This window comes from Hydrogenophaga sp., from assembly GCF_048549895.1.
In the GTDB taxonomy this organism is placed as follows: domain Bacteria; phylum Pseudomonadota; class Gammaproteobacteria; order Burkholderiales; family Burkholderiaceae_C; genus Hydrogenophaga.
The window spans coordinates 21,989-47,504 of the sequence record NZ_JBLYYB010000202.1 but is presented as its reverse complement, the minus strand read 5'-3'; the positions used below and the strand labels follow the sequence as shown (position 1 = coordinate 47,504).

The window sequence follows — 25,516 nt, the reverse complement described above, 5'->3', positions numbered from 1 at the left end:
GTTTCGGACCAGTGTACCGGTCGCGCATGCCCAGGCGGGTGGAGCGCGCTACGATCCAGCCCCATGAAAAACAAGCTCTCCACTGGCGGTCTGGTGTATTCCACCGAAGCCGGCCGCATGTGCCCGGTCTGCCGCCAGCCAGTGGCGCAATGTGTGTGCAAGCAGGCCACGGCCGTGCCGGCGGGCGACGGCGTGGTGCGCGTGTCGCGTGAAACCAAGGGGCGCGGTGGCAAGGCCGTGACCCTGGTGAAGGGTGTTGCCTTGGGTTCGCAAGAACTGGCCGCATTGGGCAAGCAGCTCAAGGCGGCTTGTGGATCGGGCGGCACCGTGAAAGACGGCGTGATCGAGATCCAGGGCGATCACGTGGAGAAAGTGATGAGCGCGCTCAAGGCGCAGGGTCACACCGTCAAACGCGCGGGCGGTTGAACCCGCGGTCGGGTCAGAAGGGCTTGCGGCCGCTGATCAGGCGCAGCAGCACCACGACAACGGCAATCACCAGCAACACATGAACGAAGCCGCCCAGTGTGGTGGAGGTGACCAGGCCGAGCAGCCAGAGGACGAGCAAAACGACGGCAACGGTATAGAGCATGGGTTTCCTTGGTTCAATCGGGAGGACGTTGGACGTGCCTTGATTCGGTTGGGACGCGTTGCCCAATGAACTCGCAAGGTCACCGCATGGCGCGGAGCACGCTTGCCCCTCGCCAATGTATTGACTTTAAAAAGAGCTGTCGGGGACGTCTGTGCGGTGACGCACCCTTGCCAAGAGGGGCGGTGCGCTTCAGCGCAAGACGCTGAGCAGGCGGTCCAGACCGCCTTCGTTGATCGCCACCATGGCCTGCGCGCGCACCGCTGGCTTGGCGTGGTAGGCCACCGAGAGACCGGCCACACCCATCATGGGCAAGTCGTTGGCGCCATCGCCCATGGCGATGCACTGCGAGGGTTCGATGCCCAGCAGCGAGGCCACCTCCAGCAGCGTGCGGCGCTTCTCGGCACCATCGCAGATGTCGCCCCAGGGCTGGTCGACCATGCGCCCGGTGAGCTGGCCGCAGTTGGGGCCGCTCTCCACTTCGAGCACGTTGGCGCGCGTGAAGTCGATGCCCAGGGTCTGGCGCACGCGCTCACTGAAGAAGGTGAAACCACCCGACACCAGCAGTACCTTCAGGCCCGCGGCCTTGCAGGCGGTGATGAGTTCGGCCGCACCCGGGTTGATGCGCAGGCGCTCGGTGTAGACCTGCTCCATGTCGGCGATGGTGACGCCGCGCAAGAGCGCCACGCGCTGGCGCAGGCTGTCCTTGTAGTCGGCGATTTCGCCGCGCATGGCGGCTTCGGTGATGACCGCCACCTCGGCCTTCTTACCCACGGCGTCGGCAATCTCGTCCACGCACTCGATGCTGATGAGCGTGGAGTCCATGTCGAAGGCGATCAGCTTGAAGTCGCTGAGCTTGAGTGGGGGGGTAAAACCTTGAACGGTGAGGCCGGGGGCAAATTCGGTGGGGGAGGTCATGTTTGGAGGGGCTTCGACAGGCTCAGCCCGAACGGGAAGGGTGGGTGGATTCAGGCCGTGGCGGGTTGTTTCGTCGGTTGACCGAGCGAGCGCAGGATGTCACGCACCAGCTGCACGCGGTCTTTCACCTCGGGCAACGCGCGTTCGATGCGCAGCTTCTCGTTGCCGGCGAGCTTGATGTGGCGGTTCTTCTGGATCAGTTCGATGATGCGCATCGAATCGAACGGCGGGTTGGGGCGGAAGGTGATCTGGATCACACCGGGCGCGGCATCCACCTTCACCACGCCGTAAGGGGCGCTGAGCACCCGCAGGCGGTGCACGTCCACCAGCGTCTGCGCCTGGGCGGGTAGTTTGCCGAAGCGGTCCACGATTTCTTCGAGCAAGCCGTCCACCTGGTCGGTGGTCTGCGCGGTGGCGAGTTTTTTGTAGAAGGACAGGCGCAGGTGCACGTCGCCGCAGTAGTCGCTGGGCAGCAGCGCGGGTGCGTGCAGGTTGATGTCGGTCGTGACCGACAGCGGTGACAGCAGGTCGGGTTCACGCCCGGCTTTGAGCGAGCGCACGGCTTCGCTCAGCATCTCGTTGTAGAGCTGAAAGCCCACTTCCAGCATGTTGCCGCTCTGGTTCTCGCCCAGCACCTCGCCCGCACCGCGGATCTCCAGATCGTGCATGGCCAGGTAAAAGCCGCTGCCGAGTTCTTCCATCTGTTGAATCGCGTCCAGCCGCTGCGCGGCCTGCTTGGTGAGGCCCTCGATGTCGGGGACCATGAGGTAGGCGTAGGCTTGGTGGTGGCTGCGGCCCACGCGCCCGCGCAGCTGGTGCAGCTGCGCCAGGCCGAACTTGTCGGCGCGCGCCATCACGATGGTGTTGGCGGTGGGCACGTCAATGCCGGTTTCGATGATGGTGGAGCACAGCAGCACGTTGAAGCGCTGCGCCACAAAGTCGCGCATCACACGTTCCAGCTCGCGCTCGGGCATCTGGCCGTGGGCAATCGCAATGCGGGCCTCGGGCAGGATTTCTTCGAGCTTCTGCCGGCGGTTTTCGATGGTGTCGACCTCGTTGTGCAGAAAGTAAACCTGCCCGCCGCGCTTGAGCTCGCGCAGCACGGCTTCGCGGATCACGCCGTTGCCTTCGTTGCGCACAAAGGTCTTGATCGCCAGGCGGCGCTGCGGCGCGGTGGCGATCACGCTCAGATCGCGCAGGCCTTCGAGCGCCATGCCCAGGGTGCGCGGGATCGGTGTGGCGGTGAGTGTGAGCACATCGACCTCGGCGCGCAGAGCCTTCATCTGCTCCTTGTGGCGCACGCCGAAACGGTGCTCCTCGTCAATGATGAGCAGGCCGAGGTCCTTGAACTTCACGCTCTCGCTGAGCAGCTTGTGCGTGCCGACCACGATGTCCACCGAACCATCGGCCAGGCCCTTGGCGGCGGCGGTGATTTCCTTGGCCGAGCGGAAGCGGCTCATCTCGGCGATCTTCACCGGCCACTTGGCGAAGCGGTCCACCAGCGTCTGGTGGTGCTGTTCGGCGAGCAGCGTGGTGGGCGCCAGCAGCGCCACCTGGCGCCCGCCGGTCACGGCCACGAAGGCCGCGCGCAACGCCACCTCGGTCTTGCCGAAGCCCACGTCGCCACACACCAACCGGTCCATCGGGCGCGGGCTGATCATGTCTTGTATGACCGCGTGAATCGCCGCGCGCTGGTCCGCGGTTTCTTCGAAGCCGAAGTCGTTGGCGAACACCTCGTAGTCCTGTGCGGAGTAGCGGAAGGCGTGGCCCTGGCGCGCGGCGCGGCGGGCGTAGATGTTGAGCAACTCGGCGGCGGCATCGCGCACCTGCTCGGCCGCCTTGCGTTTGGCCTTCTCCCACTGGCCGCTGCCCAGGCGGTGCAGCGGCGCCTCATCAGCGCCCACGCCGGTGTAGCGGCCGATCAGCTGCAACTGGCTCACCGGCACGTAGAGCACCGCTTTGTCGGCGTATTCGAGGTGCAGGAACTCCATCAGCGCGGGCGAGCCGTCGGGGTTCTTCTCGCCCATGTCCAGGTTGATCAGGCCGCGGTAGCGCCCGATGCCGTGGGCGATGTGTACCACCGGGTCGCCCAGGTTGAGTTCCGAGAGGTCCTTGATCAGTGCGTCAACGTCGCTGACCTGTTCCTGTTTTTTGCGCCGACGTGTGGTGGGGCTGGCGGCGAAGAGTTCGGTTTCGGTGACGAAGTCGATGCCGTCTTCCAGCCATGAAAACCCGGTGGACAGCGCAGCGGTGGCGATGCCGAGTTTTTCGCTGCTGGTCTGGAATTCGAGCAGTGAATCAAAGGCCGGTGGGCTCACGCCGCTGGCGCGCAAGAAGTCGAGCAGGCTTTCGCGCCGGCCGTCGCTCTCGGCCAGCAGCAGCACGCGCTGCGCCGTGTTGCGGATGTGGCCTTGCAGGCGCGAGAGCGGGTCTTCGGCGCCGCGCACCACGGAGAGGTCCGGGAGTCCGTTGAACTGCGCATACGCCGTTCGGGCTGAGCCTGTCGAAGCCTCAGCATCCCGATCGTCCTGAGCCTGTCGAAGGACAAGCTCAGGGCGAACGGATTTGACAGCGAGCTGCGCGTGTTCGTTGGCCCGTGCATAAAACTGCTCCACGCTCAAGAACAGCGAATCGGGCGGCAGCACCGGGCGCTCCGGGTCGCCGTGCACCAGGCGGTAGCGGTCTTTGGTGTCCTGCCAGAAGCGCTGGAAGGCCGGTTCCAGATCACCGTGCAGCACCACAGTGGCGTCGGTGCCGAGGTAGTCGAACACGGTGGCCGTGTCGTCGAAGAAGAGCGGCAGGTAGTACTCGATGCCGGCGGTGGCCACGCCGTTGCCCATGTCCTTGTAGATGCGGCTCTTGGTCGGGTCGCCATCGAGCAGTTCACGCCAGCGGCTGCGGAATTTCGCGCGCGCGCCATCGTCCATGGGGAACTCGCGCCCGGGCAGCAGCCGCACCTCGGGCACCGGGTACAGGCTGCGCTGGCTGTCGGGGTCGAAGGTGCGGATGCTGTCGATCTCGTCGTCGAACAAATCCACGCGGTAGGGCACGAGGCTGCCCATGGGGAAGAGGTCGATCAAGCCGCCGCGCACCGCGTACTCGCCCGGGCTCACCACCTGGGTCACGTGCTGGTAGCCTGCGAGTGTGAGCTGGCTCTTCAGGCGCGCTTCGTCCAACTTTTGTTTGAGCTTGAACTGGAAGGTGTAGCCGGCCAGGAACGCGGGCGGCGCCACGCGGTACAGCGCGGTGGTGGCGGGCACGAGCACCACGTCGGCGCCGGTGTCCTTGTCGCGCTGCGAGATGCGCCACAACGTGGCGAGCCGCTCGCTGATCAGGTCCTGGTGCGGCGAGAAGGTGTCGTAGGGCAGGGTTTCCCAGTCGGGAAACAGGGCGCAGCGCAGCTCGGGTGCGAAAAAGGCCATCTCGTCGATGAGGCGCTGCGCGTCGTTGGCGTCCGACGTGATGATGGCCGTGAGCCGGCCCGCAGCCTTGTCGCGCGCGGCGAGCTTGGCCAGCAACAACGCGTCGGCCGAGCCGCCGGGGTGGGGCAGGGTGAAGCGTTTGCCGGGGGTGAGTTTGGGGAGGTCCATGACGGGCGGTATTTCCATGACGAACACCCCCGGTCCAGTCGAACAGGGGGTGTGTGAGCCGTGATTTTAGAATGCAGCCACCCATGCCCGATGCCGCCCACGAATTGACCCCCCACCCCTCTCAAGAGGCCGGCGTCCGCTGCCATGCCTTGCTGCCTTGCGCCGGCACCGGCTCGCGCGCAGGCACCGAGGTCCCCAAGCAGTACCAGCCCATCCTCGGTTTGCCGATGGTCTTGCACACCTTGATGGCCTTGCGCGCTGTGTCGCGCCTGGACCGCCTTGTGGTGGTTGCCGCTGCTGGTGACGATTTCTGGACCACGGGTTACCTGGGCGTCGAGGCGCTGCGTTGCGGCGGCAGCACACGAGCCGAGAGCGTGTTCAACGGTTTGCAGGCCTTGCTGGATCAAGGCGCCAACCCGCAGGACTGGGTGCTGGTGCACGACGCGGCGCGCTGCCTGGTCACCGCGCCCATGGTGGATGCGCTGATCGAAGCCTGCGAACACGACCCGGTCGGCGGCCTGCTCGCCATTCCCTTGCCCGACACCCTCAAAGCCGAGACCGATGGCCGCGTGGGCGCCACGGTGGACCGCTCGGGCAAGTGGCTTGCACAGACACCGCAGATGTTCCGTCTGGGCGCGCTGCACGCTGCGCTGGCCGCCACCGCAGCGCAAGGCTTTGCCGGTGTCACCGACGAAGCCAGCGCCATGGAGATGGCCGGTCACCGCCCGCTGTTGGTGCCCGGGAGCGTTCGCAATTTCAAGATCACCTACCCCGACGACTTCGCACTGGCCGAAGCCATCTTCAGGAGCCGCGCATGACCACCGCCCCCATGTTTCGCATCGGTGAGGGCTGGGACGTGCACGCGCTCGTGCCCGGTCGCAAGCTCATCATCGGCGGCGTGCACATCCCGCACCCGCAAGGGTTGCTCGGCCATTCCGATGCCGACGTGCTGCTGCACGCCATCACCGACGCCTTGCTGGGCGCGGCCGCGCTCGGCGACATCGGTCGCCATTTCCCCGACACCGACGAGCGCTTCAAGGGAGCGGATTCCAGCGCGCTGTTGAAAGAGGCCGCACGCCGCGTGCGCGAGGCGGGTTTCGAGATCGGCAACGTGGACAGCACCGTGATTGCGCAGGCACCCAAACTGGCACCACACATCCCGGCGATGGTGGACGCCATCGCGCGCACGCTGGGTCTGGCGGTGGGTCAGGTGAACGTGAAAGCGAAGACCGCCGAGAAGATCGGTCCGGTGGGGCAGGGCTTGTCCATTGAAGCGCGGGCCGTGACCATGCTCTTCGTGCGGGCCTGAGCGCCGACGGGATCAGGCCGGCGCGCGTTGCAGTTTCAGGTGAGCCGAGAGGCCGCCCGTGCTGCTGTTGGCCAGCGCAAAGCGCCCACCCATGCGGGCGATGGCGCGGTCGACGATGGCCAGACCCAGGCCTGTGCCGGTGGCCGAGGTTCGCGAGACATCCCCCCGGAAAAACGGCTGGGTCAACTGCTCCAGGATCTCCGGGTCCACGCCCTGGCCGTGGTCGCGCAGTTTGATCAGCACCCAGTCGTCCTTGGGCTTGGCGGCGATTTCCACCCGCGCCACGCCCGTGGCGGGGTCGCGGCCATAGCGGCAGGCGTTCTCCAGCAGGTTGGCAAACACGCGTTGCAGCTCCACCGCATCACCCATCACCGTCGTGTCGGGCGGGATGCTGGTGGTGAACACATTGCGCTCGTCGTCGCCCAGCGCAAACACAGCAGCATCCACCACCTGGTTCAGGCTCACCCGCTCGGGTTTGATGTGGTCGGGGCGCGCGTAGTCGAGGAACTTGTCGATGATCGAATTCACCTGCTCGATGTCGGCAGCCATGTGTTCGCGCGCCTGCGGGTCGGCCACGCTCATCTCGGTTTCCAACCGCAGGCGCGAGAGTGGCGTGCGCAGATCGTGCGAGATGCCGGCGAGCATGAGCGCGCGGTCCTGCTCGATCTTGGACAGGCGCTGGGCCATGCGGTTGAAGCCAATGTTGACCTCGCGGATCTCGCTGGTGGCCACGGTCTCGTTGAGCTGGCTGGCGTTGAAGTCACCCTCGCGCACCCGGCTGGCGGCGAACGAGAGTTTCTTCAGCGGCCGGTTGATCAGGCGGGCGATCAGTGCGGCACCGGTGAGCGAGAGCAGGGCGGCTGTGCCCAGCCAGATCAGCCAGGTGGTGCCCGCCACCGGGCCGATGCGCGAAGGATCGGTGAGCAGCCAGTAGGGGTCGCCGTCGATGGTGAAGCCGATCCACAGACCGGGCGTGCCATTCACCTCGCGTGCGACCAGGGTGTCGGGCCCCAGGCGTCCGCTCAGGCGCTCGGCCACGTTGCGGCTGAGCACGTCGGTGTTGTAGAGGCGGTAGGTGTCGTTGGGCTCGCGGGGGGCGATGCGCAGGCCCTCTTCGTCTGCCAGGGTCTTGATGAGCGAGACGCGGGCGATCGAATCCGAATGCACCAGCGCCGCGCGGCTCAGGTTGACCAGCGAGGCCAGCTGGTTGGCGCTTTGCAGGGCGCGCGGCTCGTACTCAAGCGCGCGAAAGGTTTGCAGCCAGGCCACGATGCAGCCCACCAGCAACAAGGCCAGGAAGAAAAAGGTGCGCCAGAACAGGCTGAAGCCTCGGCTGGGCCGCAGCTCCAGCGGGGCGGGCGCGGTCTCAAGCGAGGTGGGCTGGGTCTCGAATGGAACCCGCGACTCTTCCGACATCAGGCGTTGCCGTCCGGCACGAACACATAGCCCACGCCCCACACCGTCTGCAGGTAGCGCGGCGATGCGGCGTCTTCCTCGATCAGCTTGCGCAGGCGCGAGACCTGCACGTCCAGGCTGCGGTCGAAGGGTTCGAACTCACGGCCGCGAGCCAGTTGGGCCAGCTTCTCGCGAGACAGCGGCTGGCGCGGGTGGCGCACGAGCGCCTTGAGCATGGCGAACTCGCCCGTGGTCAGCGGCAGGTCGGCGCCTTCCTTGCGCAGCGTGCGCAAGCTCAGGTCGAACTCGAAGGGGCCAAAGTTCACCACCTCCTGGTCTTGCGACGGCGCGCCGGGCACTTCGGTGGGCGGGCGGCGGCGCAGCACCGCGTGGATGCGGGCCAGCAGCTCGCGCGGGTTGAACGGTTTGCCGAGGTAGTCATCGGCCCCCACTTCCAGGCCCACGATGCGGTCCACGTCTTCGCTCTTGGCGGTGAGCATGATGATCGGGGTGCGGTCGCCATTGGCACGCAGGCGGCGGCAGATGGACAGGCCGTCCTCGCCGGGCATCATGAGATCGAGCACGATCAGATCCACCGAGTCGCGCTGCAGAACCCGGTTGAGCGACTTGCCGTCTTCGGCCAACATCACTTCAAACCCTTCCTGCATGAGGTAGCGACGCAGCAGGTCGCGGATGCGGACATCGTCGTCGACCACCAGGATCTTGTTGGGGCGTGCGTTGTTTTGTGGCATGTAGGCAACTTCCGGAATATGTAACAAACTCGATTGTGGCAGCGCCAAGTGCTTGTCAACACTGGATTTTTATTTTCCTGACATGATGTTACAGATGTTGCCCGCGAGCTCTGCCCGTTCACTTCGCGCACATCCCACAATGAACCAATTGTTGATACTCGACCAACCATGAAAACGTATTTGCCCGTGGGCTTGATCATGTTGACGCTCGGGCCGGTGCATGCCGGCCCGGGTGATCAGCGAAGCCAGCCGCTGCCATCCAATGCATCGGTGATGGTCATGCCCATCTCGGTGGACGAGAGCGAGCCTCGCGGCGGCGGCATGCGTCTGCGGGACGTGCTCAGGCAGCCCTTTGACGACATGGAGGACAACGCCAAGCCTTATCGCTTGTCCGTTGAAGAGCGACAGCGACTGCGCGAGCAGCTTCGCGGCCAGTCGAATCACGAAAACAAATTCAAACCATGACCTTGTCTGCCCAACACACCGTTCAACTTTCCCGCTTTCGCACCCTTTTTCTCTCTGCCCTCATTGCCATTGGCTCTCTGGCGCAAGCCCAGAGCGTTCAGCCTCCCCTCCTCAACGTGGTCAATCTCTCAGCCAGCGGCTCTCTGGAAGCGCCGCAAGACTGGTTGAGCATGAGCCTGAGCACCACGCGTGAAGGGCCCGACGCGGTCACGGTGCAGAACCAACTCAAAGCGGCTCTGGAGTCGGCACTCGTCGTGGCCCGCGCCAGTGCCCAGCCTCAGCAACTCGACGTGCGCACCGGGCAATTCAGTCTGTATCCGCGCTATTCCGACAAGGGCAAGATCAGCGGCTGGCAGGGCAGCACCGAACTGGTCCTTGAAGGACGCGACTTCGCCCGCATCAGCACCACCGCCGGCAAGATCCAGACGCTCACCATGAGCAACATGGGTTTTTCGCTCTCACGCGAAGCACGGCTGAAGCTGGAATCCGACGTTCAGGCCATGGCCATCGAGCGCTTCAAGTCGAAGGCGGGTGAAGTGGCCAAAGGCTTCGGCTTTGCTGGCTACAGCCTGCGCGAGGTGTCGGTCAGTTCGGCGGACCAGGAAGGCCGTCCATTCCAGCCGCGCGCCATGGCCATGGAGGCCAAGGCTGCGATGTCGGACGCGGCGGTGCCGGTGGAGCCGGGCAAGTCGACGGTCAATGTTTCGGTGTCGGGCTCGGTCCAGCTGAAGTGAAGAACCGCCTCGCCTGAGGAAGCCCAACCCAGCGCTGCCGAGGAGCCGCCCCCTGGAAGGGGTCGCGCGCAGCGCGGCGGGGGTGATTACTGGGCGGCCCAGCCGCCGTCCATGTTCCAGGCCACACCGCGCACGTTGTTGGCCGCTGGTGAGCAGAAGAACACCGCCAGTTCGCCCAACTCATCTGGCGTAGTGAACTGCATCGACGGCTCTTTTTCACCGAGCAGTTGCTTCTTGGCGTCTTCGTTGGAGATGCCAAGCGCGGCAGCCTTGGCATCCACCTGCTTCTGCACCAGAGGGGTGAGCACCCAGCCCGGACAGATCGCGTTGCAGGTCACGCCGCTGGTGGCGTTTTCCAGGGCCGTGACCTTGGTCAGGCCGACGATGCCGTGTTTGGCCGCCACGTAGGCCGACTTCTCTGCCGAGCCGACCAGGCCGTGCACCGAAGCCACGTTGATGATGCGGCCCCAGTTGGCTTTCTGCATCGCAGGCAGCGCGAGCCGGCTGGCGTGGAAGGCGCTGGTGAGGTTGATGGCGATGATGGCGTCCCAGCGCTCGACCGGGAAGTCTTCAACGCGCGCCACGTGCTGGATGCCGGCGTTGTTCACCAGGATGTCGACCTGCCCGAAGGTCGCTGCAGCGAACGCCATCATGGCTTCGATCTCGGTGGGCTTGCTCATGTCGGCACCGTGGTAGGCCACCTTCGCACCCAGCGCGGCGATCTCGGCCTTGGGGCCTTCGGCATCGCCAAATCCGTTGAGCACGATGTTCGCGCCCTGGCGCGCCAGGGCCTTGGCGATGCCCAGGCCGATGCCGCTGGTGGAGCCGGTGACAAGGGCGGTTTTGTTGGCAAGCATGTGAAATCTCCACTTCCATTACGATTGATTGAACGGTGTGCGGATCATTATCACGGACACCTTTCGCTCCTCCATCTCTGTGCACCATGCAAGCTCCACAACTTCAGTTTCTCACCGTGGGCGGCGCGTCCTCGACGACCGGTGCGCCGCGTCGCCTGGCTTGTTGGGAGTGGCCCTGCCAGGCCGCCGATCAGCACAGCGTGGTGGTCTGTGTGCACGGCCTGTCGCGCCAGGGCCTGGACTTCGAGACCCTCGCCCGGAGTTTGAGCCAGCGCTCGCGCGTGATTGCGGTGGACGTGGCGGGTCGCGGGCATAGCGACTGGCTGGCCGATCCCATGGGGTATCAGATGGCCACTTACGCTGCCGATCTGGCCCTGGTGTTGGCGCACCTGCGCACGCAGTCGCCCGGTGTGCCGATCGACTGGGTGGGCACCAGCATGGGTGGTCTCATCGGCATGGCGCTGGCGGCCCAGCCACAGGTGGCGCTTCGCCGCTTGGTGCTCAACGATGTGGGGCCGGTGATCCAGTGGGAGGCGCTGCAGCGCATCGGCACCTACATCGGCTCGAACCCCTCGTTCGACAGCGAGCAGGCGGCGGTGGACTACCTGGCTTCCATTTCTGCGGGTTTTGGTCCGCACACGCCCGAGCAGTGGCGTGCGCTCTCGTTGCCCTTGCTGCGCGAGCGCGAAGGCCGCTGGTGGTTGCACTACGACCCGGCGATTGGGGTGCCTTTCAAGGCCATGACAGCCGCCGCCGACGAGCAGGCTGCACGCCAGATGGTGCAGGCCGGGGAGGCCGCGCTCTGGGGGCTTTACGACGCCATCCAGACACCTACCTTGTTGGTGCGCGGGGCGCAATCCGATCTGCTGAATCCCGAGACGGCCTTGCAAATGACACAACGCGGCCCCAAAGCCCGGTTGGTCTCGTTTGGCGGCGTGGGGCATGCGCCGACGCTGGTGGCCGATGACCAGGTGGCGGCGGTGCGGGACTTTCTGTGGTCGGTTTGAGCGGACCATCGACATGAAGCGCGCGTCGTCTCCGGGCCAGGCCGAAACGGTCGAGGTGCCGTCGGCCATCGTCGCGGCCACGGCAGACAGCCTGCCGCACCAGGCGCAGGCACTGGTGCGCGCGCGCGCCTTTGCCGAGCCTCTGCTGGCGCATGAAGAACTCGACACCGGCGAAAACATCCTCGTGCATGCGGATGCCGTGGCGAAGGTGCTCTCAGACATCGGCGGCTCCGAGGCCATGCAGGCTGCGGCTTATCTGGTCTATGCCTGCCAGTACCTGAACCGACCCCAGGAAGTGATCACCAAGGCGTTCGGTGAAAACTTCGCTGCGCTGGCGCTGGAGACCACCAAGCTTGTGCAGCTGCAGCGCCAGGCGCGCATCAAGACCGCCGAGGTGCAGGCCAAGAAAGAAGAAGAGCGGCTGGCGTCGCTGGACCCGGCGGCGCCGGCGACCAACAAGGGGCCGGTGTCTGAACTCGCGGCCAGCCAGACCGAGAACGTGCGCAAGATGCTGCTGGCCTTCTCGCGCGACCTGCGTGTGGTGATGCTGCGCCTGGCTTCGCGTCTGCAGACGCTGCGCCATTTCGCCGCCATCAAAGGCAATCCCGGAGAGGCACTTGCCAGCGAGTCTCTGCATGTGTTCGCGCCATTGGCCAACCGCTTGGGCATCTGGCAGATCAAGTGGGAGATGGAGGATCTGGCGTTTCGCTTTCTTGAGCCGCAAACCTACAAGGAAGTGGCCACGCTGCTGGACGAGAAGCGCGCCGAGCGTGAAGCCCATGTGGAGCTGGTGCGCCGGCAACTTGAGACCGAGCTGCAGCGCCAAGGCGTATCGGCCTCCGTGCAAGGACGGCCCAAGCACATCTACAGCATCGTCAAGAAGATGCGCGGCAAGTCGCTCGACTTCAATCAGGTGTTCGACATTCGTGCATTGCGCGTGGTGGTGCCACAGGTGAACGACTGTTATGCCGTGTTGGCCCATGTGCATGCGCAGTTCATACCGGTGGTCGATGAGTTTGATGACTACATCGCCAAGCCCAAACCCAACGGCTATCAGTCGCTGCACACCGTGGTGCGCGACGATCAAGGCCGGGCCTTTGAAATCCAGATCCGCACCCAGGCCATGCACGACCATGCCGAGCACGGCGTAGCCGCCCACTGGGCCTACAAGGAAGCAGGCGCCAAGGGCTACGCCGGCGTGTCGGCCAGCTCCGACTACGACGCCAAGATCGCCGTGCTTCGCCAGCTGCTGGCCTGGGAGCGAGATCTCAGCGGTGCCGCCCAGGGACTGTTTGACGACCGCATTTATGTGCTCACGCCAGACGCAGCCATTGTCGAACTGCCACAAGGCGCTACAGCCGTGGATTTCGCGTACACGGTGCACACCAGCCTGGGTCATCGGTGCCGTGGCGCGCGCGTTGACGGCGCGATGGTCACGCTCAACACGCCGCTGCAGAACGGTCAGACCGTGGAGATCACGGCGGCAAAAGAAGGCGGGCCGTCGCGTGACTGGCTCAACGCTGAGTTGGGCTACCTGGTCAGCCACCGGGCCAAGAGCAAGGTGCGCGCGTGGTTCAACGCACAAGCCATGGAAGAGACCATGGCGCGCGGCCGTGAGGCGGTTGAAAAGCTGCTGCAGCGCGAAGGCCGGACCGCGCTGAAGCTGGACGATCTCGCTGTCGCCATGGGCATGGCGTCGGCGCAGGAGCTGTTTGAGCAGGTGGGCAAGGACGAGTTGTCGCTGCGCGCCATCGAAATGCATCTGCGTCCACCGGAAGTGGCGGCACCGGATGATTTGCCTGTGTGGCTCAAGAAGCCCCGCAAGAACTCTGGCGCGTCGGCGGGGGGTGTGTTGGTGGTGGGCGTGGACTCGCTCATGACACAGCTCGCCAAATGCTGCAAACCTGCGCCGCCCGACGAGATCGGTGGATTCATCACCCGCGGCAAGGGCGTCAGCATCCACCGCGCCGATTGCACCGATTTCGCCCATCTGCAGCGCAAGAGCCCGGACCGCGTGATCGAAGTGCAGTGGAGTGGGCAAGGCGGGGCAGGGCGCGACGGCCAGGCTGCCGTGTACCCGGTGGACGTGGGCATCGAAGCCCAGGACCGGCAGGGGTTGCTGCGCGACATCTCCGACGTGTTTGCGCGAGAAAAGATGAACGTCATCGGGGTGCAGACGCAGTCGGTGAAGGGTGTTGCATGGATGACGTTCACCATCGAAGTGGCCGATGCCAGGCAGGTGGCCAGGGCCATGGCCGTGGTGGGTGACGTGGCCGGTGTGCGTGAGGTGCGCCGCCGCTGAAAGTGCCCTCGCAGTGCTGCTATACTTCGCAGCTTCGAATCGTTTGTAGGCGCGTAGCTCAGCTGGTTAGAGCACCACCTTGACATGGTGGGGGTCGTTGGTTCGAGTCCAATCGCGCCTACCAAACTTTTTCCGGATGCCAGGCATCTCGCAAACAAGCCCGACCCTGAGTCGGGCTTTTTTGTGGCCGGCTCTGGAGGGTCTCCTGAAATGCACTCAGATCGTTAGCATGCACAGGGAAAACCCATGCTACGAGGTGCTTCAAGCGTTTCTAGAATGACTTGAGAACCCCCAGCCGTATTTGGGGGAGCATCTTCTTCTTCCCTGAAAGATCGATCAGTGCAAAAAAACAAGGCCGAGAGTGGTAACCAGCCCGCTGTGCGCGTCATCAAGAAGTACCCGAACCGGCGTCTGTACGACACCGACACCTCGTCGTACATCACGCTGGCCGAGGTCAAGACGCTGGTGATGGACAACGAGCCCTTTGTGGTTCGTGACGCCAAGACCAACGACGACCTCACGCGCAGCATCCTGCTGCAGATCATTCTGGAAGAAGAAACCGCAGGCGTGCCCATCTTCACCGAGCAGGTGCTGGCCAACATCATCCGGTTTTACGGCCACGCCATGCAGGACTTCATGGGTGCGTATCTCGAGAAGAACGTTCAGATCTTCATGGACCTGCAGCACAAGATGACGGAGCAATCCAGCGGCGCGAATCCCGAGGTCTGGAAGCAGTTCATGAATGTGCAGTCCCCCATGATGCAGGGCATGATGGGCACGTATCTGGAGCAATCGCGCAGCGCGTTCACGCAGATGCAGGAGCAGATGCAGAAGAACAGCGAACAGATGCTGGCGGCGCTCGGACTCAAGCGATAGGCTTGAGATCAGCGACATCGGGCCGGGTCTGAGACAATCGGGCGATGTCTGAAACGCTTGTCCCGGTCGCCAACGCGGCCCCCAAAGTCGGTTTTGTCAGCCTGGGTTGTCCCAAGGCGCTCACCGATTCCGAACTCATCCTCACGCAGCTCAGCGCTGAGGGCTATCAAACTTCCAAGACCTTCGCCGGCGCCGACCTGGTGATCGTCAACACCTGCGGCTTCATCGACGATGCCGTGCGCGAAAGCCTGGACACCATCGGTGAAGCCCTGGCCGAGAACGGCAAGGTCATCGTCACCGGCTGTCTGGGCGCGCGCGAAGGGGAGGGCGGCGGCAACCTGGTGCGGCAGATGCACCCCAGCGTGCTCGCCGTGACCGGCCCGCACGCCACGCACGAGGTGATGACCGCAGTGCACCAGCACCTGCCCAAGCCGCACGACCCGTTTGTGGATCTCGTGCCGCCGCAAGGCATCAAGCTCACGCCGCGGCACTACGCATACCTGAAGATCAGCGAAGGGTGCAACCACCGCTGCACCTTCTGCATCATCCCGTCGATGCGTGGCGATCTGGTGAGCCGCCCCATTGGCGATGTGCTCACCGAGGCGCGCAAGCTGTTCGAATCCGGCGTGAAGGAATTGCTGGTGGTCAGTCAGGACACCTCGGCCTATGGCGTCGATGTGAAGTACCGCACCGGCTTCTGGGATGGCAAGCCGGTGAAGACGCGCATGTTCGACCTGGTGCGCTCACTGGGCGAACTCGCCAAAGGTTATGGCGCCTGGGTGCGGTTGCACTATGTGTACCCATATCCGCACGTGGACGAGATCATCCCGCTCATGGCCGAAGGTCTGTGCCTGCCTTACCTTGATGTGCCTCTGCAGCACAGCCACCCCGATGTGTTGCGCCGCATGAAGCGCCCGGCCAGTGGTGAGAAGAATCTGGAGCGCATTGCGCGCTGGCGTGAGTTGTGCCCGGAGATCGTGGTGCGCAGCACCTTCATCGCCGGGTTCCCGGGCGAGACCGAGGCCGAGTTTGACCACCTGCTCGATTTCCTGCGCGAAGCGCGCATCGACCGCGCGGGGTGCTTTGCCTACTCACCGGTGACGGGTGCCGTCGCCAACGAATTGTCCGATCCAGTGCCCGATGCCCTGCGCGAAGAGCGCCGCGCGCGGTTCATGGCGGTGGCGGAATCGGTGTCTGCCGACAAGCTGCAGCAGCGCGTGGGCGCGACCATGCAGGTGCTGGTGGACTCTGCGCCCGGCATGGGCAAGAAGGGCGGCATTGGCCGCAGCTACGCCGATGCGCCAGAGATCGATGGGGTGGTGCGTTTGCTGCCGCCCGAGAAGATCAGCAAGACCTTGAAGGTGGGTGAGTTCACCAAGGCAAAGATCGTCGCAGCGCAGGGACACGATTTGTTGGCGGTCCCGATTTGATGACGGAGACCCGCTTCTTGGTGACCCCAGGCAGCGCGGCATCTGTCCAGCCACGCATGCTGCGAATTTCGCAGCACGTGATCAGCGCAACAGCAAGCGGTCATCCGCTTGTTTGCGTTGAGACAAAAGAAAAGGGCTTGCAAACATCACGTTTGCAAGCCCTTATGATTGGTGCCCAGGAGAGGACTCGAACCTCCACGCCTCTCAGCGCTAGTACCTGAAACTAGTGCGTCTACCAATTCCGCCACCTGGGCATTTCAGGAAAAACGCAATTATAGCAGAGAAAAAGTGAACGAAAAAAACAGCCTGTTGGCCGAATATGAAGGTGTCGTCTCCGGTCATCGGGACGGCCATGGTTTTGTGATCCGCGACGATGGTCAGGCCGATATTTATCTGCCCTCCAACGAGATGCGGGCGGTGTTGCACAAGGACCGTGTCAAGGCCCGCATCGTGCGTCTGGACCGCAAGGGCCGACCCGAAGGACGCGTCACGGAAATCGTCGAACGCTCCGACTCCCCCATCATCGGGCGCCTGCTGCAAGAGAGCGGTGTGTGGCTGGTGGCGCCCGAAGACAAGCGCTATGGGCAAGATGTGTTGATTCCCAAAGGCGCCACCGGGTCGGCCAAGCCTGGTCAGGTGGTGGTGGTGCAACTCACCGAGCCGCCCGCGCTGTATGGGCAGCCGGTGGGGCGCGTGAAAGAGGTGCTGGGCGAGATTGACGATCCCGGCATGGAGATCGAAATCGCGGTGCGCAAATACGGTGTGCCGCACGAGTTCTCAGACGCTGCCATGGCGCAGGCCCGCGCGCTGCCCGACCACGTGCGCGCAGCCGATCACAAGGGTCGCGTTGACTTGCGTGATGTGCCCCTGGTCACCATCGATGGTGAAGACGCGCGCGACTTCGACGATGCCGTGTATTGCGAGCCGGCCAAGGTCGGCAAAGGCAAGGGCTGGCGCTTGCTGGTGGCGATTGCCGACGTGAGCAACTATGTGCAGACCGGCTCGGCCATCGACATCGACGCCTACGACCGCGCCACCTCGGTGTACTTTCCGCGCCGCGTGATTCCCATGTTGCCGGAAAAACTCTCCAACGGGCTTTGCTCGCTGAACCCCGGCGTGGAGCGGCTGTGCATGGTGTGTGACATGCTGGTCAACGCCAAAGGCGAGGTGCACGCCTACCAGTTCTACCCTGCGGTGATGTTCAGCCACGCGCGCTTCACTTACACCGAAGTGGCGGCCATTCTTCAGAACACGCGCGGCCCTGAGGCGAGCCAGCGCAAGGCACTGGTGCCTTACTTGCTCAACCTGCACGACGTGTACCGCGCCTTGCTGGCGGCGCGCGGCGAGCGCGGTGCGGTGGACTTCGAGACCACCGAAACGCAGATCGTCTGCGACGAATCGGGCCGCATCGAAAAAATCATTCCGCGCACCCGCAACGACGCGCACAAGGTGATTGAAGAAGCGATGTTGGCGGCCAACGTCTGTTCGGCCGATTTCATCAGCGAAGGCAAGCACACCGGCCTGTTCCGCGTGCACGAAGGCCCCACGCCCGAGAAGCAGGAAATCCTGCGCAACTACCTCAAGGCCATGGGCGTGTCGCAGACCATCGGCGACAACCCCAAGCCGGCCGACTTTCAGAAGATCGCGGCGGCCACCAAGGACCGGCCCGAGTCGCAACAGATCCACACCATGCTGCTGCGCTCCATGCAGCAGGCGATCTACACGCCGGTCAACAGCGGCCACTTCGGTCTGGCCTTCGAGGCTTACACCCACTTCACCAGCCCCATTCGCCGTTACCCCGACCTGCTGGTGCACCGCGTGATCAAGGCGATCCTGGCGCGTCAGCGTTACGAGTTGCCAGCCCTGCCCACGCCGGGCGAAGCGCACGCCAAGCTGAGCAAGCGACTGGCCAGTCGCGCCAAACCCTTGGCGGTGGGGGAGGTCGTCAAGAAGCCGTCCGTTGACACGATGGCCTGGCAGGCTGCCGGCCTGCACTGCAGCGCCAACGAGCGCCGGGCTGACGAAGCCAGCCGCGATGTGGAGGCCTGGCTCAAATGCAAATACATGCGCGAGCACCTGGGCGAGGAGTTCAGCGGTGTCGTGAGTTCGGTCACCAGCTTTGGCCTGTTCGTCACGCTTGATGCGATGTACGTTGAAGGTCTGGTGCACATCACCGAACTCGGTGGTGAGTACTTCCGCTTTGACGAGGCGCGGCAGGAATTGCGCGGCGAGCGCACCGGCATCCGCTACGCGTTGGGCAGCCGCGTGCAGGTGCAGGTGAGCCGTGTGGATCTGGATGGTCGGCGCATCGACTTCCGTCTGGTCAGCGGAGACGACGATCTGGTGTTGCGCGCGATGCGTGACAAGACCGGCCAGGCGGGTGTTGCCGAGAGCACTGTCGGCGCGGGGCGTGGGGGCAAAGCGCACCGGGGGCGCGGCGCTGAGGGTGCCGCTGCCGTCCGACAGGAGCAGTCACCGCGTGTCCCGTCGAGAGATGCAAAGCCGGTTGGGAAAAAGGCGGTGAGCAAGAAGTCGGACCGTGGTTCAGCCCGCAGCACCGCCAACCAGCCACGCAAGAGCCGCCGTTGAGTGCCTCGAATGTGGTGAGCGCAGCGGTGAAAAAACCGGCACCAGCCCCGGCAAAAAAGCGGGTTGCCAAAGCGGCCACGGTGTCAGCAGACCGCCCGTTGCGCATCGGCGTGTCGGCCCGCTTGCTCTACCAGGTGCCCTCGGAGCTCGGGTTTCGCAACAAGAACCTGCAGTACATCGAACAGTCGCTGGCGCACTGGATCATGGAGCACGGTGCCATCGCCTTCATGGTGCCCGCCGTCGCGCACGACAGCAAACACGCGGCGCGCCACCTGAGGGTGGAGCACGTGGTGCAGGAGCTCGATGCGCTGGTGCTGCAGGGCGGGGCCGATGTGGCGCCGCAGACGTATGGGCAAGCGCCAATCGACCCGCGTTGGCAGGGCGACGTTGTTCGCGACAAATACGAACTTGCCTTGCTCAGGACTTTTCTGGCGCAGAAGAAACCGGTGCTGGGCGTGTGCCGTGGTGCGCAGCTGCTCAACGTGGCGTTCGGCGGCACGCTGTACCAGGACATTCCCACGCAGTGCCCGGCGGCCCACGCCCACGTGGACACCGATCTGTACGACCAGCTCGAACATGACGTGACTTTTCTGCAGGGCACGGCGTTGACCAAGCTGTATCCCCATGCTTCGCAACTGCGCGTGACCAGCATCCACCACCAGGCGGTGGCGCAGCTGGGCAAGGGCATGGTGGTGGAGGCGGTGTCGACGCTGGACGGCATGGTGGAGGCGATTCGCTGGACGGGCGATGCGTACGCACGCGGCGTGCAGTGGCATCCGGAGTTCCACCACGGTCGGCACGCGCTGGCCGACAGTTCGCCGATCATGCTGGACTTCCTGGAGGCGTCCAGGGCAGCGGCCATGGAGCGGCTGGGCTCGGGCCGCGAGCCCGATCCGCGCGTGCCTCGTCCGCCGCTGAGGCTGTCGGGCGACTGACCTTCAATTCCCAGGCCATCAACAGCCGACCCCCACAACAAGACTGCAACGCATGAGCATCGTTTTTTTTCTCCTTGAAACCCTGTTCTTTTTCCTGATGGCCTTGGCTTTGCTGCGGGCCTGGATGAACCATCTGCGCGTGCACATGTCGGCCCAGCCCGGTCGGTTTGCCATCGCGGTGACCGACTGGCTGGTCCAGCCTGTGCGACGCATGCTCCCGCGAGCGCTGGCGCAGAGCCGCATCGATTGGGGCAGCCTGCTGTCGGCGATCTTGCTGGCGTTGGCGTATGGCGGCATCTGGCTGATGCTGGCGTCCGGCGTGTCGGAGGTTTCGGCCTCGCCCATCACCTGGGTGCTCACCATCCTGACCATGGCACTGCGCATCCTGGTGCGCACGTTGCTGCAGGGATTGATGGTCCTGTTGATCGGTTACGCCATCCTGTCGTGGGTGCAGCCGCAGTCGCCGGTGATGGCCACACTCGATCGGCTGTTGGCGCCGTTGCTGCGCCCGATTCGCCGCGTGATTCCGCTTGTGGGCGGTGTCGACCTGTCGGTGCTGGTGCTCATCATCTTGCTGCAGGTCGGCTTGATGGCCCTGGGCTGAGCCTGAGCCTCGCGGTCAGGCGACGGGTCTGACTCGCAGTGCAAGACGACCGGCCACCAGCGCCTCACCCGGGCTCCATTGATCCGCCAGCCAGCCGTGCTGAAACACGGCGCTGGCCACCCGATCCACGGCATCGGCAGTTGACGAGAGTGGTCTTGCCAGAGCGCTGCCGATCATGCCCGCCAGCACATCCCCGGTTCCTGCGGTGGCCAGCGCGGCGTTGCCCGTGGGGTTGATGCGCGGGATCTCGTGTGGCGCGGCGACGACTGTGCCCGAGCCTTTGAGCACACAAATGGCGTCGAAGCGTTCGGCGATGGTTTGGGCGGTCTGCAGCCGATGGGACATCACCTGCGGTGTGTCGGTGCCGAGCAGCCGCGCTGCTTCCAGCGGGTGCGGCGTGAGCACAGTGCTCCAGCCGCGCGAGCGGCGGTGGCTCAGCAAAGCTTGCAGTTGGCCATCGCGAGCGATGGCGTTGAGGGCATCGGCGTCCAGCACCAGCGTGGGGGCGCCGGCCAGCAGCTGTGGCAGGATCGCCGCCACCGCTGCACCGCCGCCGCAGCCCGCAACGACGCTGGCTTGCTGCAGCAGAGGTGCATCGAGCAGGGTGTCTGGCCGGCGAAACATGAGCTCGGGGCACACCGGATCCCAGGTGGTTTGAAAGGGCAAACCCGCTTCCAGCAGGCCAATGAACACCCGTCCTGCGCCAGCGTGCAACGCTGCCCGGCCAGCCAGGATGGCTGCGCCCGTCATGCCCGCACCTGTGGAGCCCACGCCCTGTCCACCGATCACGACCACGTCGCCAAAGCTGCCCTTGTGGCTGGCGTGCGCCAAGGTTTGCCGAGGCTGCGCATGCGGAGCCTGGCCCGCCAACCGGGCCGTCACAGGCACATCGACAGCCGAGGTGCCCAGATCGTCAAACCAGATCTGGCCCGCCGCATCACGCCCCTGCCCGGTGAACAGCCCTGGCTTGAGGGTCAGCAATGACAGGGTGTGGCGCGGTCCTGGACGCGTGCCAGCCGAGAGGCTGTGGCTCTCAAGTGCGATCGAAGCCAGCACGCCCGTGTCGGCGTGCAGTCCGCTGGGCAGGTCCACACACAACACCGGCGCTGCTGTGGTGCGCAGCCACGCCAGCCACGTTGCCAGCACGCCTGTGGGTGGTCGAAGCGTTCCGATGCCCAGCAGCGCGTCGATGGCGAAGTCGGCGTCCCGGGGTGGCGTGGTCTGAAACGCGACCCCTGCGGCCTGCGCTGCCACAAGTGCCTGGCGTGCGTCGGGCGGCAGCCTTGCAACAGACGCATCGTCGTTCGCCGTGTGCGTCACCACCACCCGCAAGGCGCTGCCCGACCGCCGAGCCCACGTGTGGAGGTGTGTGGCCGCCACCAGACCATCACCACCGTTGTTGCCCGGGCCGCAAGCCACCCAGATGCATCGCGCGTGAGGCGCCAGCGCCTGCGCAAGCCGCGCCACCGCCTCGCCCGCCCGCGCCATCAAGGCGTGGCGGGGCAGGGCGGCCTGTGCGGTTTGCTCGATGGCGCGCGTGGCTGCCGTGTCAAACAGAGACTCAGGCCGATCGTTGGTGATGAGTCGCATGGGCCTGAGTCTGGCTCAAAGTCCGCAGCGTTGGGGTGAGCTGGCGGCCAGATCGATGTCGGGCGCTCGGCCGCCCATGCGGTCGGCCAGTGCCCGGGCGGCACCACACGCCACAGACCATCCGGCCTGCCCGTGGCCCAGGTTCAGCCAGATACCCGGCAGCCGGCTCGCACCAATCAAGGGCATGCCATCGGACGCGGTGGCCTGGACACCTCGCCATTCCTGCACGCTGCCCGCCGGGCCGCCCAGGCGCACAGCGCCCGGAAACCAGTCTGCGAGAGCGCTGTACAAACGTTGTAGCGCGGCTTTGGACGGCGCGCCAGACTCGCGCCCCCATTCGGCACCGCCGGCCACGCGCACGCGTTGACCCAGGCGGGCGATCGAAATGCCGTGCCGTGCATCCAGCACCGCCGATTGCGGGGCGTCCATCGGTTCGCGAACCGCTGCACTCAGCGAGTGCCCGACCACGGCTTGCAGGGGCAATCTCAGCCCCAACGGAGCGAGCATGCCCACAGCGGCCAGGCCCGCGCAGATCACCACCGCGTCGAAGCGCGCGCCACGGTCGCTTGACGCGCCTCCTGGATGGGACGCGGTGAGTGTGAGGGTGAGGTTCACACCCGAACCGGGTTGTGGCTCGATGCGACTGACGATGGTGTTGAACTCGAATTGACAGCCCAGCCGCTGGGTCTGGGCGCGCAGCAGCACCGCGAATTTCCGGCAATTGGCCACCGCCTCACCGCCGAGCTCGACAGCGCCGTGCAGCGGCGTTTCAGCGTTGAGCGAGGGCTCCAGGGTGCGCGTCTCCTCGGCCGAGAGCATCCTGGCCGCGAGGCCGAGGTCGCGCAGTTGCTGAAGTGGTGTGTTGGCTGCGGTGGCCTCCTGCTCGGTGCGCAGCAGAACCAGCATGCCGTGGCTGCGGTCGTGTTCGAACTGGTACTGGTCTGTGATCGCCTGTTGCCGCTCCTGGCTGTAGCGCAGCCATCGGTGAATCTGCGCGTGGTTCGACACACATTGCGGGCCCTGGCCAGCCTTGCGCCACTGCCGCAGCCAGCCCCATTCGCCGGCGCTGGGCAGGCGAGACAGCTTCAGCCTGGCCCCCTGGGAAGACCAGGGCCATGCGAGGCGCTGGTGGTCGACCGTCCAGGGCGCTGTCCAGCCCGGCGCAATGAGCGCTCCATTGGCAAAACTGGCTTCTTCGGCCACCGTGCTTCGCCGCTCGAACACCGTCACCTCATGACCTTCCACGGTCAGCTCATGCGCGCAGCTGATGCCCACGACGCCCGCACCCACGATCGCAATTTTCAAACCAGGCTCCCGGAAAGCTGCATTGTGCAGGCGAGAGGCGCGCGCGCATCGGCACACAGGAGGCTGGGCAAGGTGTCGAGCATGGGTGAGGCACACGAAAGGGGCGTGTGCGGTGAAGGCGGCGCGACCGCTGGAAGGTACTGAAGGGAGGTGGGCTGCTATAATCGACAGGCTTTGCAGATCACGGCTTGGGCAGGAGCTTCAGCCACCTCGCAAAGACAATCGCAAACCAGCCCAACCGGGTGTCGTCTGCGGCAACCCAATCACATCAGACGGGGTGGCCAACAGGGGATCGGGGCTGGATTTTAGACTCAACCTCTGGAAAGTTAACTCATGTCAATCTCCATGCGCGAAATGCTGGAAGCCGGTGTCCATTTTGGCCACCAGACCCGCTTCTGGAACCCCAAGATGGCTCCGTACATCTTCGGTCACCGCAACAAAATCCACATCGTCAACCTCGAAAAGACGCTGCCTCTGTTTGAAGACGCAGCCAAGTTCGTGCGTCAACTCTCCGCCAACCGCGGCACCATTCTGATGGTGGGTACCAAGCGCCAGTCGCGCGACATCGTGGCCCAGGAAGCCCGCCGTGCAGGCGTGCCTTTCGTCGACCAGCGCTGGCTCGGCGGCATGCTCACCAACTTCAAGACGGTCAAGACCTCGATCAAGCGCTTGAAGGACATGCAGGCCCAAAAAGAAGCTGGCCTGGACAGCATGACCAAGAAGGAGCAACTGACGTTCTCCCGCGAAATGGAAAAGCTGGAAAAAGACATCGGCGGCATTCAGGACATGACCTCGCTGCCCGACGCCATCTTCGTGATCGACGTGGGCTTCCACAAGATCGCCGTGCTCGAAGCGCAGAAGCTGGGCATCCCGTTGGTCGGCGTGGTTGATACCAACCATTCGCCCGTGGGCATCGACTACGTGATCCCCGGTAACGACGACTCGGCCCGTGCCGTGGCGCTGTACGCCCGTGGCATCGCTGACGCAATCCTTGAAGGCCGCAGCAACGCCGTCAACGACGTCGTGAAAGCCGTTGCCGCCGAAGGCGCCGACGAGTTCGTCGAAGTCAAGGAAAACACCGCTGCTTGAAGGCGCTGTTCCCACGAAAGAGGGGCTCGTGAGCCCCTTTTTCGCACCGAAAACCGATCATTGAACATGGCCGACTTCACCCAACGGGGCGAAGCGGCGCCAAGGAGAAGACAGATGGCAATTACCGCAAGCATGGTCGCTGAACTGCGCGCCAAGACCGACGCTCCCATGATGGAGTGCAAAAAAGCCCTGACCGAGGCCGACGGCGACATGGCCAAGGCCGAAGAGCTGCTGCGCGTCAAGCTGGGCACCAAGGCCGGCAAGGCCGCCAGCCGCGTGACCGCCGAAGGCGTGGTCGCCAGCTTCATCGAGGGCACGACCGGTGGCCTGATCGAAGTCAACTGCGAAACCGACTTCGTCACCAAGAACGACAGCTTCCTGGCACTCGCCAAGGCCGCAGCCGAACTCGTGGCCAAGCACCAGCCGGCCGACGTGGCCGCCCTGGGTGCGCTCTCTTACAGCCAGGACGGCTTTGGCCCCACGCTGGAAGACGTGCGCAAGGGTTTGATCGGCAAGATCGGCGAGAACATGTCGTTCCGCCGCTTCAAGGCCTACAGCGGCGCCAGCAAGCTGGCTGGCTACCTGCACGGCACCCGCATCGGCGTGGTGGTGGAGTTTGAGGGCGAAGAAGCTGCAGCCAAGGACGTCGCCATGCACGTGGCCGCCATGAAGCCTGTTGCCTTGACCAGCGGCGACGTGCCCGCCGAATTCATCGAGCGCGAGCGCTCGGTGGCCACGGCCAAGGCCGACGAAGCCAACAAGGAACTCGAAGCCGCCGGCAAGCCCGCGCAGAGCGCCGAGATCGTGGCCAAGCGCATCGATGGCGCTGTGCAGAAATACCTCAAGGAAGTGTCGCTGTTCAACCAGCCCTTCGTGAAGAACGACAAGCAGACAGTCGAGGCCATGCTCAAGGCTGCCGGCACCACCGTCAAGGGTTTCACTTTGTACGTGGTGGGCGAGGGCATCGAGAAGAAGGTGGACGACTTCGCTGCCGAGGTGGCCGCTCAGGTGGCCGCAGCCAAGGGCGCTTGAACGTCCTGCCGCAGCAGCCCAGGCTGCTGCTCTGAACAAGACAACGGGCCGCAAGGCCCGTTGTCTTGTGTGCCACCGACACCGAAGGAGCGCCGCTCCTCGGTACACTTGCCGGCTGAATCTTGTGTTTTTGCTACCTGAAAGTTGTCAC

22 protein-coding genes and 2 tRNA genes are annotated in these 25,516 nt (G+C 64.8%); 15 read left to right on the top strand and 9 right to left on the bottom strand.

Annotated elements, in window-relative coordinates:
- Positions 1-63: 63 nt before the first annotated feature.
- Positions 64-426: a translation initiation factor Sui1 gene (locus tag ACN4F8_RS19050; protein ID WP_419475008.1), complete on the top strand. Its 363-nt coding sequence runs from the start codon at positions 64-66 to the stop codon at positions 424-426.
- 13 nt (positions 427-439) lie between these two features.
- Here the strand turns inward: ACN4F8_RS19050 and ACN4F8_RS19045 are convergent, their stop codons facing one another.
- From ACN4F8_RS19045 to mfd, 3 genes are all read right to left on the bottom strand, one after another.
- Positions 440-589, bottom strand: coding sequence for a lmo0937 family membrane protein (locus ACN4F8_RS19045; RefSeq protein ID WP_419475007.1), 150 nt, complete (start codon positions 587-589; stop codon positions 440-442).
- Between the two features lie 189 nt (positions 590-778).
- Positions 779-1,504, bottom strand: a complete 726-nt coding sequence (gene serB, locus ACN4F8_RS19040; protein ID WP_419475006.1) for a phosphoserine phosphatase SerB — start codon at positions 1,502-1,504, stop codon at positions 779-781.
- Between the two features lie 50 nt (positions 1,505-1,554).
- Positions 1,555-5,094, bottom strand: coding sequence for a transcription-repair coupling factor (mfd, locus tag ACN4F8_RS19035; protein ID WP_419475005.1), 3,540 nt, complete (start codon positions 5,092-5,094; stop codon positions 1,555-1,557).
- An 83-nt stretch (positions 5,095-5,177) separates the two neighbouring features.
- Here mfd and ispD point away from each other — a divergent pair, with 83 nt between their 5' ends.
- Both ispD and ispF read left to right on the top strand, forming a co-directional pair.
- On the top strand, positions 5,178-5,912 hold the full coding sequence (gene ispD / locus ACN4F8_RS19030; protein WP_419475004.1) for a 2-C-methyl-D-erythritol 4-phosphate cytidylyltransferase: 735 nt from the start codon (positions 5,178-5,180) through the stop codon (positions 5,910-5,912).
- On the top strand, positions 5,909-6,403 hold the full coding sequence (gene ispF / locus ACN4F8_RS19025) for a 2-C-methyl-D-erythritol 2,4-cyclodiphosphate synthase (protein WP_419475003.1): 495 nt from the start codon (positions 5,909-5,911) through the stop codon (positions 6,401-6,403). The genes ispD and ispF overlap by 4 nt, the downstream gene beginning before the upstream one ends.
- Positions 6,404-6,415: 12 nt before the next feature.
- Here ispF and ACN4F8_RS19020 read toward each other — a convergent pair whose 3' ends face one another.
- Together ACN4F8_RS19020 and ompR are read right to left on the bottom strand one after the other, a co-directional pair.
- Positions 6,416-7,819, bottom strand: a complete 1,404-nt coding sequence (locus tag ACN4F8_RS19020; protein WP_419475002.1) for an ATP-binding protein — start codon at positions 7,817-7,819, stop codon at positions 6,416-6,418.
- Positions 7,819-8,550, bottom strand: coding sequence for a two-component system response regulator OmpR (ompR, locus tag ACN4F8_RS19015; RefSeq protein ID WP_300655592.1), 732 nt, complete (start codon positions 8,548-8,550; stop codon positions 7,819-7,821). The genes ACN4F8_RS19020 and ompR overlap by 1 nt, the downstream gene beginning before the upstream one ends.
- Before the next feature lie 168 nt (positions 8,551-8,718).
- Here ompR and ACN4F8_RS19010 point away from each other — a divergent pair, with 168 nt between their 5' ends.
- Together ACN4F8_RS19010 and ACN4F8_RS19005 are read left to right on the top strand one after the other, a co-directional pair.
- Complete coding sequence (locus tag ACN4F8_RS19010; protein WP_419475001.1) at positions 8,719-9,015, top strand: hypothetical protein; 297 nt, start codon at positions 8,719-8,721, stop codon at positions 9,013-9,015.
- Positions 9,012-9,749, top strand: a complete 738-nt coding sequence (locus tag ACN4F8_RS19005) for an SIMPL domain-containing protein (protein WP_419475000.1) — start codon at positions 9,012-9,014, stop codon at positions 9,747-9,749. Before ACN4F8_RS19010 ends, ACN4F8_RS19005 begins: the two co-directional genes overlap by 4 nt.
- A gap of 86 nt (positions 9,750-9,835) precedes the next feature.
- Here the strand turns inward: ACN4F8_RS19005 and ACN4F8_RS19000 are convergent, their stop codons facing one another.
- Positions 9,836-10,606, bottom strand: coding sequence for a 3-hydroxybutyrate dehydrogenase (locus ACN4F8_RS19000; protein WP_419474999.1), 771 nt, complete (start codon positions 10,604-10,606; stop codon positions 9,836-9,838).
- 86 nt (positions 10,607-10,692) lie between these two features.
- Here ACN4F8_RS19000 and ACN4F8_RS18995 point away from each other — a divergent pair, with 86 nt between their 5' ends.
- The 5 genes from ACN4F8_RS18995 (at position 10,693) to rimO (ending at position 16,221) form a co-directional block, all read left to right on the top strand.
- Entirely contained in the window at positions 10,693-11,613 is a 921-nt protein-coding gene (locus ACN4F8_RS18995; protein WP_419474998.1) for an alpha/beta fold hydrolase, read from the top strand.
- A gap of 13 nt (positions 11,614-11,626) precedes the next feature.
- Entirely contained in the window at positions 11,627-13,915 is a 2,289-nt protein-coding gene (locus tag ACN4F8_RS18990) for a RelA/SpoT family protein (protein WP_419474997.1), read from the top strand.
- A gap of 47 nt (positions 13,916-13,962) precedes the next feature.
- Positions 13,963-14,039 (top strand) — tRNA-Val (locus ACN4F8_RS18985).
- Positions 14,040-14,254: 215 nt separating this feature from the next.
- A complete protein-coding gene (gene phaR / locus ACN4F8_RS18980) occupies positions 14,255-14,791 on the top strand; it encodes a polyhydroxyalkanoate synthesis repressor PhaR (protein ID WP_419474996.1) in 537 nt (178 codons plus the stop codon).
- Positions 14,792-14,835: 44 nt separating this feature from the next.
- Positions 14,836-16,221, top strand: a complete 1,386-nt coding sequence (gene rimO / locus ACN4F8_RS18975; RefSeq protein WP_419474995.1) for a 30S ribosomal protein S12 methylthiotransferase RimO — start codon at positions 14,836-14,838, stop codon at positions 16,219-16,221.
- A 169-nt stretch (positions 16,222-16,390) separates the two neighbouring features.
- Here rimO and ACN4F8_RS18970 read toward each other — a convergent pair.
- Positions 16,391-16,475: transfer RNA gene (locus ACN4F8_RS18970), tRNA-Leu, on the bottom strand.
- 34 nt (positions 16,476-16,509) lie between these two features.
- On the opposite strand from ACN4F8_RS18970, the gene rnr reads away from it, so the two are divergent.
- From rnr to ACN4F8_RS18955, 3 genes are read left to right on the top strand one after another with little or no spacing between them, the layout of a single operon-like run.
- Complete coding sequence (gene rnr / locus ACN4F8_RS18965) at positions 16,510-18,810, top strand: ribonuclease R (RefSeq protein ID WP_419474994.1); 2,301 nt, start codon at positions 16,510-16,512, stop codon at positions 18,808-18,810.
- Positions 18,807-19,745: a gamma-glutamyl-gamma-aminobutyrate hydrolase family protein gene (locus tag ACN4F8_RS18960; protein WP_419474993.1), complete on the top strand. Its 939-nt coding sequence runs from the start codon at positions 18,807-18,809 to the stop codon at positions 19,743-19,745. The genes rnr and ACN4F8_RS18960 overlap by 4 nt, the downstream gene beginning before the upstream one ends.
- A gap of 52 nt (positions 19,746-19,797) precedes the next feature.
- Positions 19,798-20,349 carry a YggT family protein gene (locus ACN4F8_RS18955; RefSeq protein WP_419474992.1) on the top strand — a complete coding sequence of 184 codons (552 nt, stop codon included), beginning with the start codon at positions 19,798-19,800 and terminating at the stop codon, positions 20,347-20,349.
- A gap of 15 nt (positions 20,350-20,364) precedes the next feature.
- Here ACN4F8_RS18955 and ACN4F8_RS18950 read toward each other — a convergent pair whose 3' ends face one another.
- On the bottom strand, positions 20,365-21,939 hold the full coding sequence (locus ACN4F8_RS18950; protein ID WP_419474991.1) for an NAD(P)H-hydrate dehydratase: 1,575 nt from the start codon (positions 21,937-21,939) through the stop codon (positions 20,365-20,367).
- A gap of 15 nt (positions 21,940-21,954) precedes the next feature.
- Positions 21,955-23,244 (bottom strand): FAD-dependent oxidoreductase, encoded by a 1,290-nt coding sequence (locus ACN4F8_RS18945; RefSeq protein ID WP_419474990.1) that lies wholly within the window; start codon positions 23,242-23,244, stop codon positions 21,955-21,957.
- 333 nt (positions 23,245-23,577) lie between these two features.
- Here ACN4F8_RS18945 and rpsB point away from each other — a divergent pair, with 333 nt between their 5' ends.
- Positions 23,578-24,333, top strand: a complete 756-nt coding sequence (gene rpsB / locus ACN4F8_RS18940; protein ID WP_300655567.1) for a 30S ribosomal protein S2 — start codon at positions 23,578-23,580, stop codon at positions 24,331-24,333.
- A gap of 114 nt (positions 24,334-24,447) precedes the next feature.
- On the top strand, positions 24,448-25,365 hold the full coding sequence (gene tsf / locus ACN4F8_RS18935) for a translation elongation factor Ts (RefSeq protein WP_419474989.1): 918 nt from the start codon (positions 24,448-24,450) through the stop codon (positions 25,363-25,365).
- Positions 25,366-25,516 lie beyond the last annotated feature (151 nt).

Coding starts and splice junctions, on each gene's coding strand:
- ACN4F8_RS19005 (WP_419475000.1), top strand. CDS start 9,012: ATGACCTTGTCTGCCCAACACACCGTTCAACTTTCCCGCTTTCGCACC.
- rimO (WP_419474995.1), top strand. CDS start 14,836: ATGTCTGAAACGCTTGTCCCGGTCGCCAACGCGGCCCCCAAAGTCGGT.
- ispF (WP_419475003.1), top strand. CDS start 5,909: ATGACCACCGCCCCCATGTTTCGCATCGGTGAGGGCTGGGACGTGCAC.
- rpsB (WP_300655567.1), top strand. CDS start 23,578: ATGTCAATCTCCATGCGCGAAATGCTGGAAGCCGGTGTCCATTTTGGC.
- ACN4F8_RS18990 (WP_419474997.1), top strand. CDS start 11,627: ATGAAGCGCGCGTCGTCTCCGGGCCAGGCCGAAACGGTCGAGGTGCCG.
- ACN4F8_RS19050 (WP_419475008.1), top strand. CDS start 64: ATGAAAAACAAGCTCTCCACTGGCGGTCTGGTGTATTCCACCGAAGCC.
- ACN4F8_RS18950 (WP_419474991.1), bottom strand. CDS start 21,939: ATGCGACTCATCACCAACGATCGGCCTGAGTCTCTGTTTGACACGGCA.
- ispD (WP_419475004.1), top strand. CDS start 5,178: ATGCCCGATGCCGCCCACGAATTGACCCCCCACCCCTCTCAAGAGGCC.
- mfd (WP_419475005.1), bottom strand. CDS start 5,094: ATGGACCTCCCCAAACTCACCCCCGGCAAACGCTTCACCCTGCCCCAC.
- ompR (WP_300655592.1), bottom strand. CDS start 8,550: ATGCCACAAAACAACGCACGCCCCAACAAGATCCTGGTGGTCGACGAC.
- ACN4F8_RS18955 (WP_419474992.1), top strand. CDS start 19,798: ATGAGCATCGTTTTTTTTCTCCTTGAAACCCTGTTCTTTTTCCTGATG.
- ACN4F8_RS19045 (WP_419475007.1), bottom strand. CDS start 589: ATGCTCTATACCGTTGCCGTCGTTTTGCTCGTCCTCTGGCTGCTCGGC.
- ACN4F8_RS19000 (WP_419474999.1), bottom strand. CDS start 10,606: ATGCTTGCCAACAAAACCGCCCTTGTCACCGGCTCCACCAGCGGCATC.
- tsf (WP_419474989.1), top strand. CDS start 24,448: ATGGCAATTACCGCAAGCATGGTCGCTGAACTGCGCGCCAAGACCGAC.
- ACN4F8_RS19010 (WP_419475001.1), top strand. CDS start 8,719: ATGAAAACGTATTTGCCCGTGGGCTTGATCATGTTGACGCTCGGGCCG.
- ACN4F8_RS18995 (WP_419474998.1), top strand. CDS start 10,693: ATGCAAGCTCCACAACTTCAGTTTCTCACCGTGGGCGGCGCGTCCTCG.
- ACN4F8_RS19020 (WP_419475002.1), bottom strand. CDS start 7,819: ATGTCGGAAGAGTCGCGGGTTCCATTCGAGACCCAGCCCACCTCGCTT.
- serB (WP_419475006.1), bottom strand. CDS start 1,504: ATGACCTCCCCCACCGAATTTGCCCCCGGCCTCACCGTTCAAGGTTTT.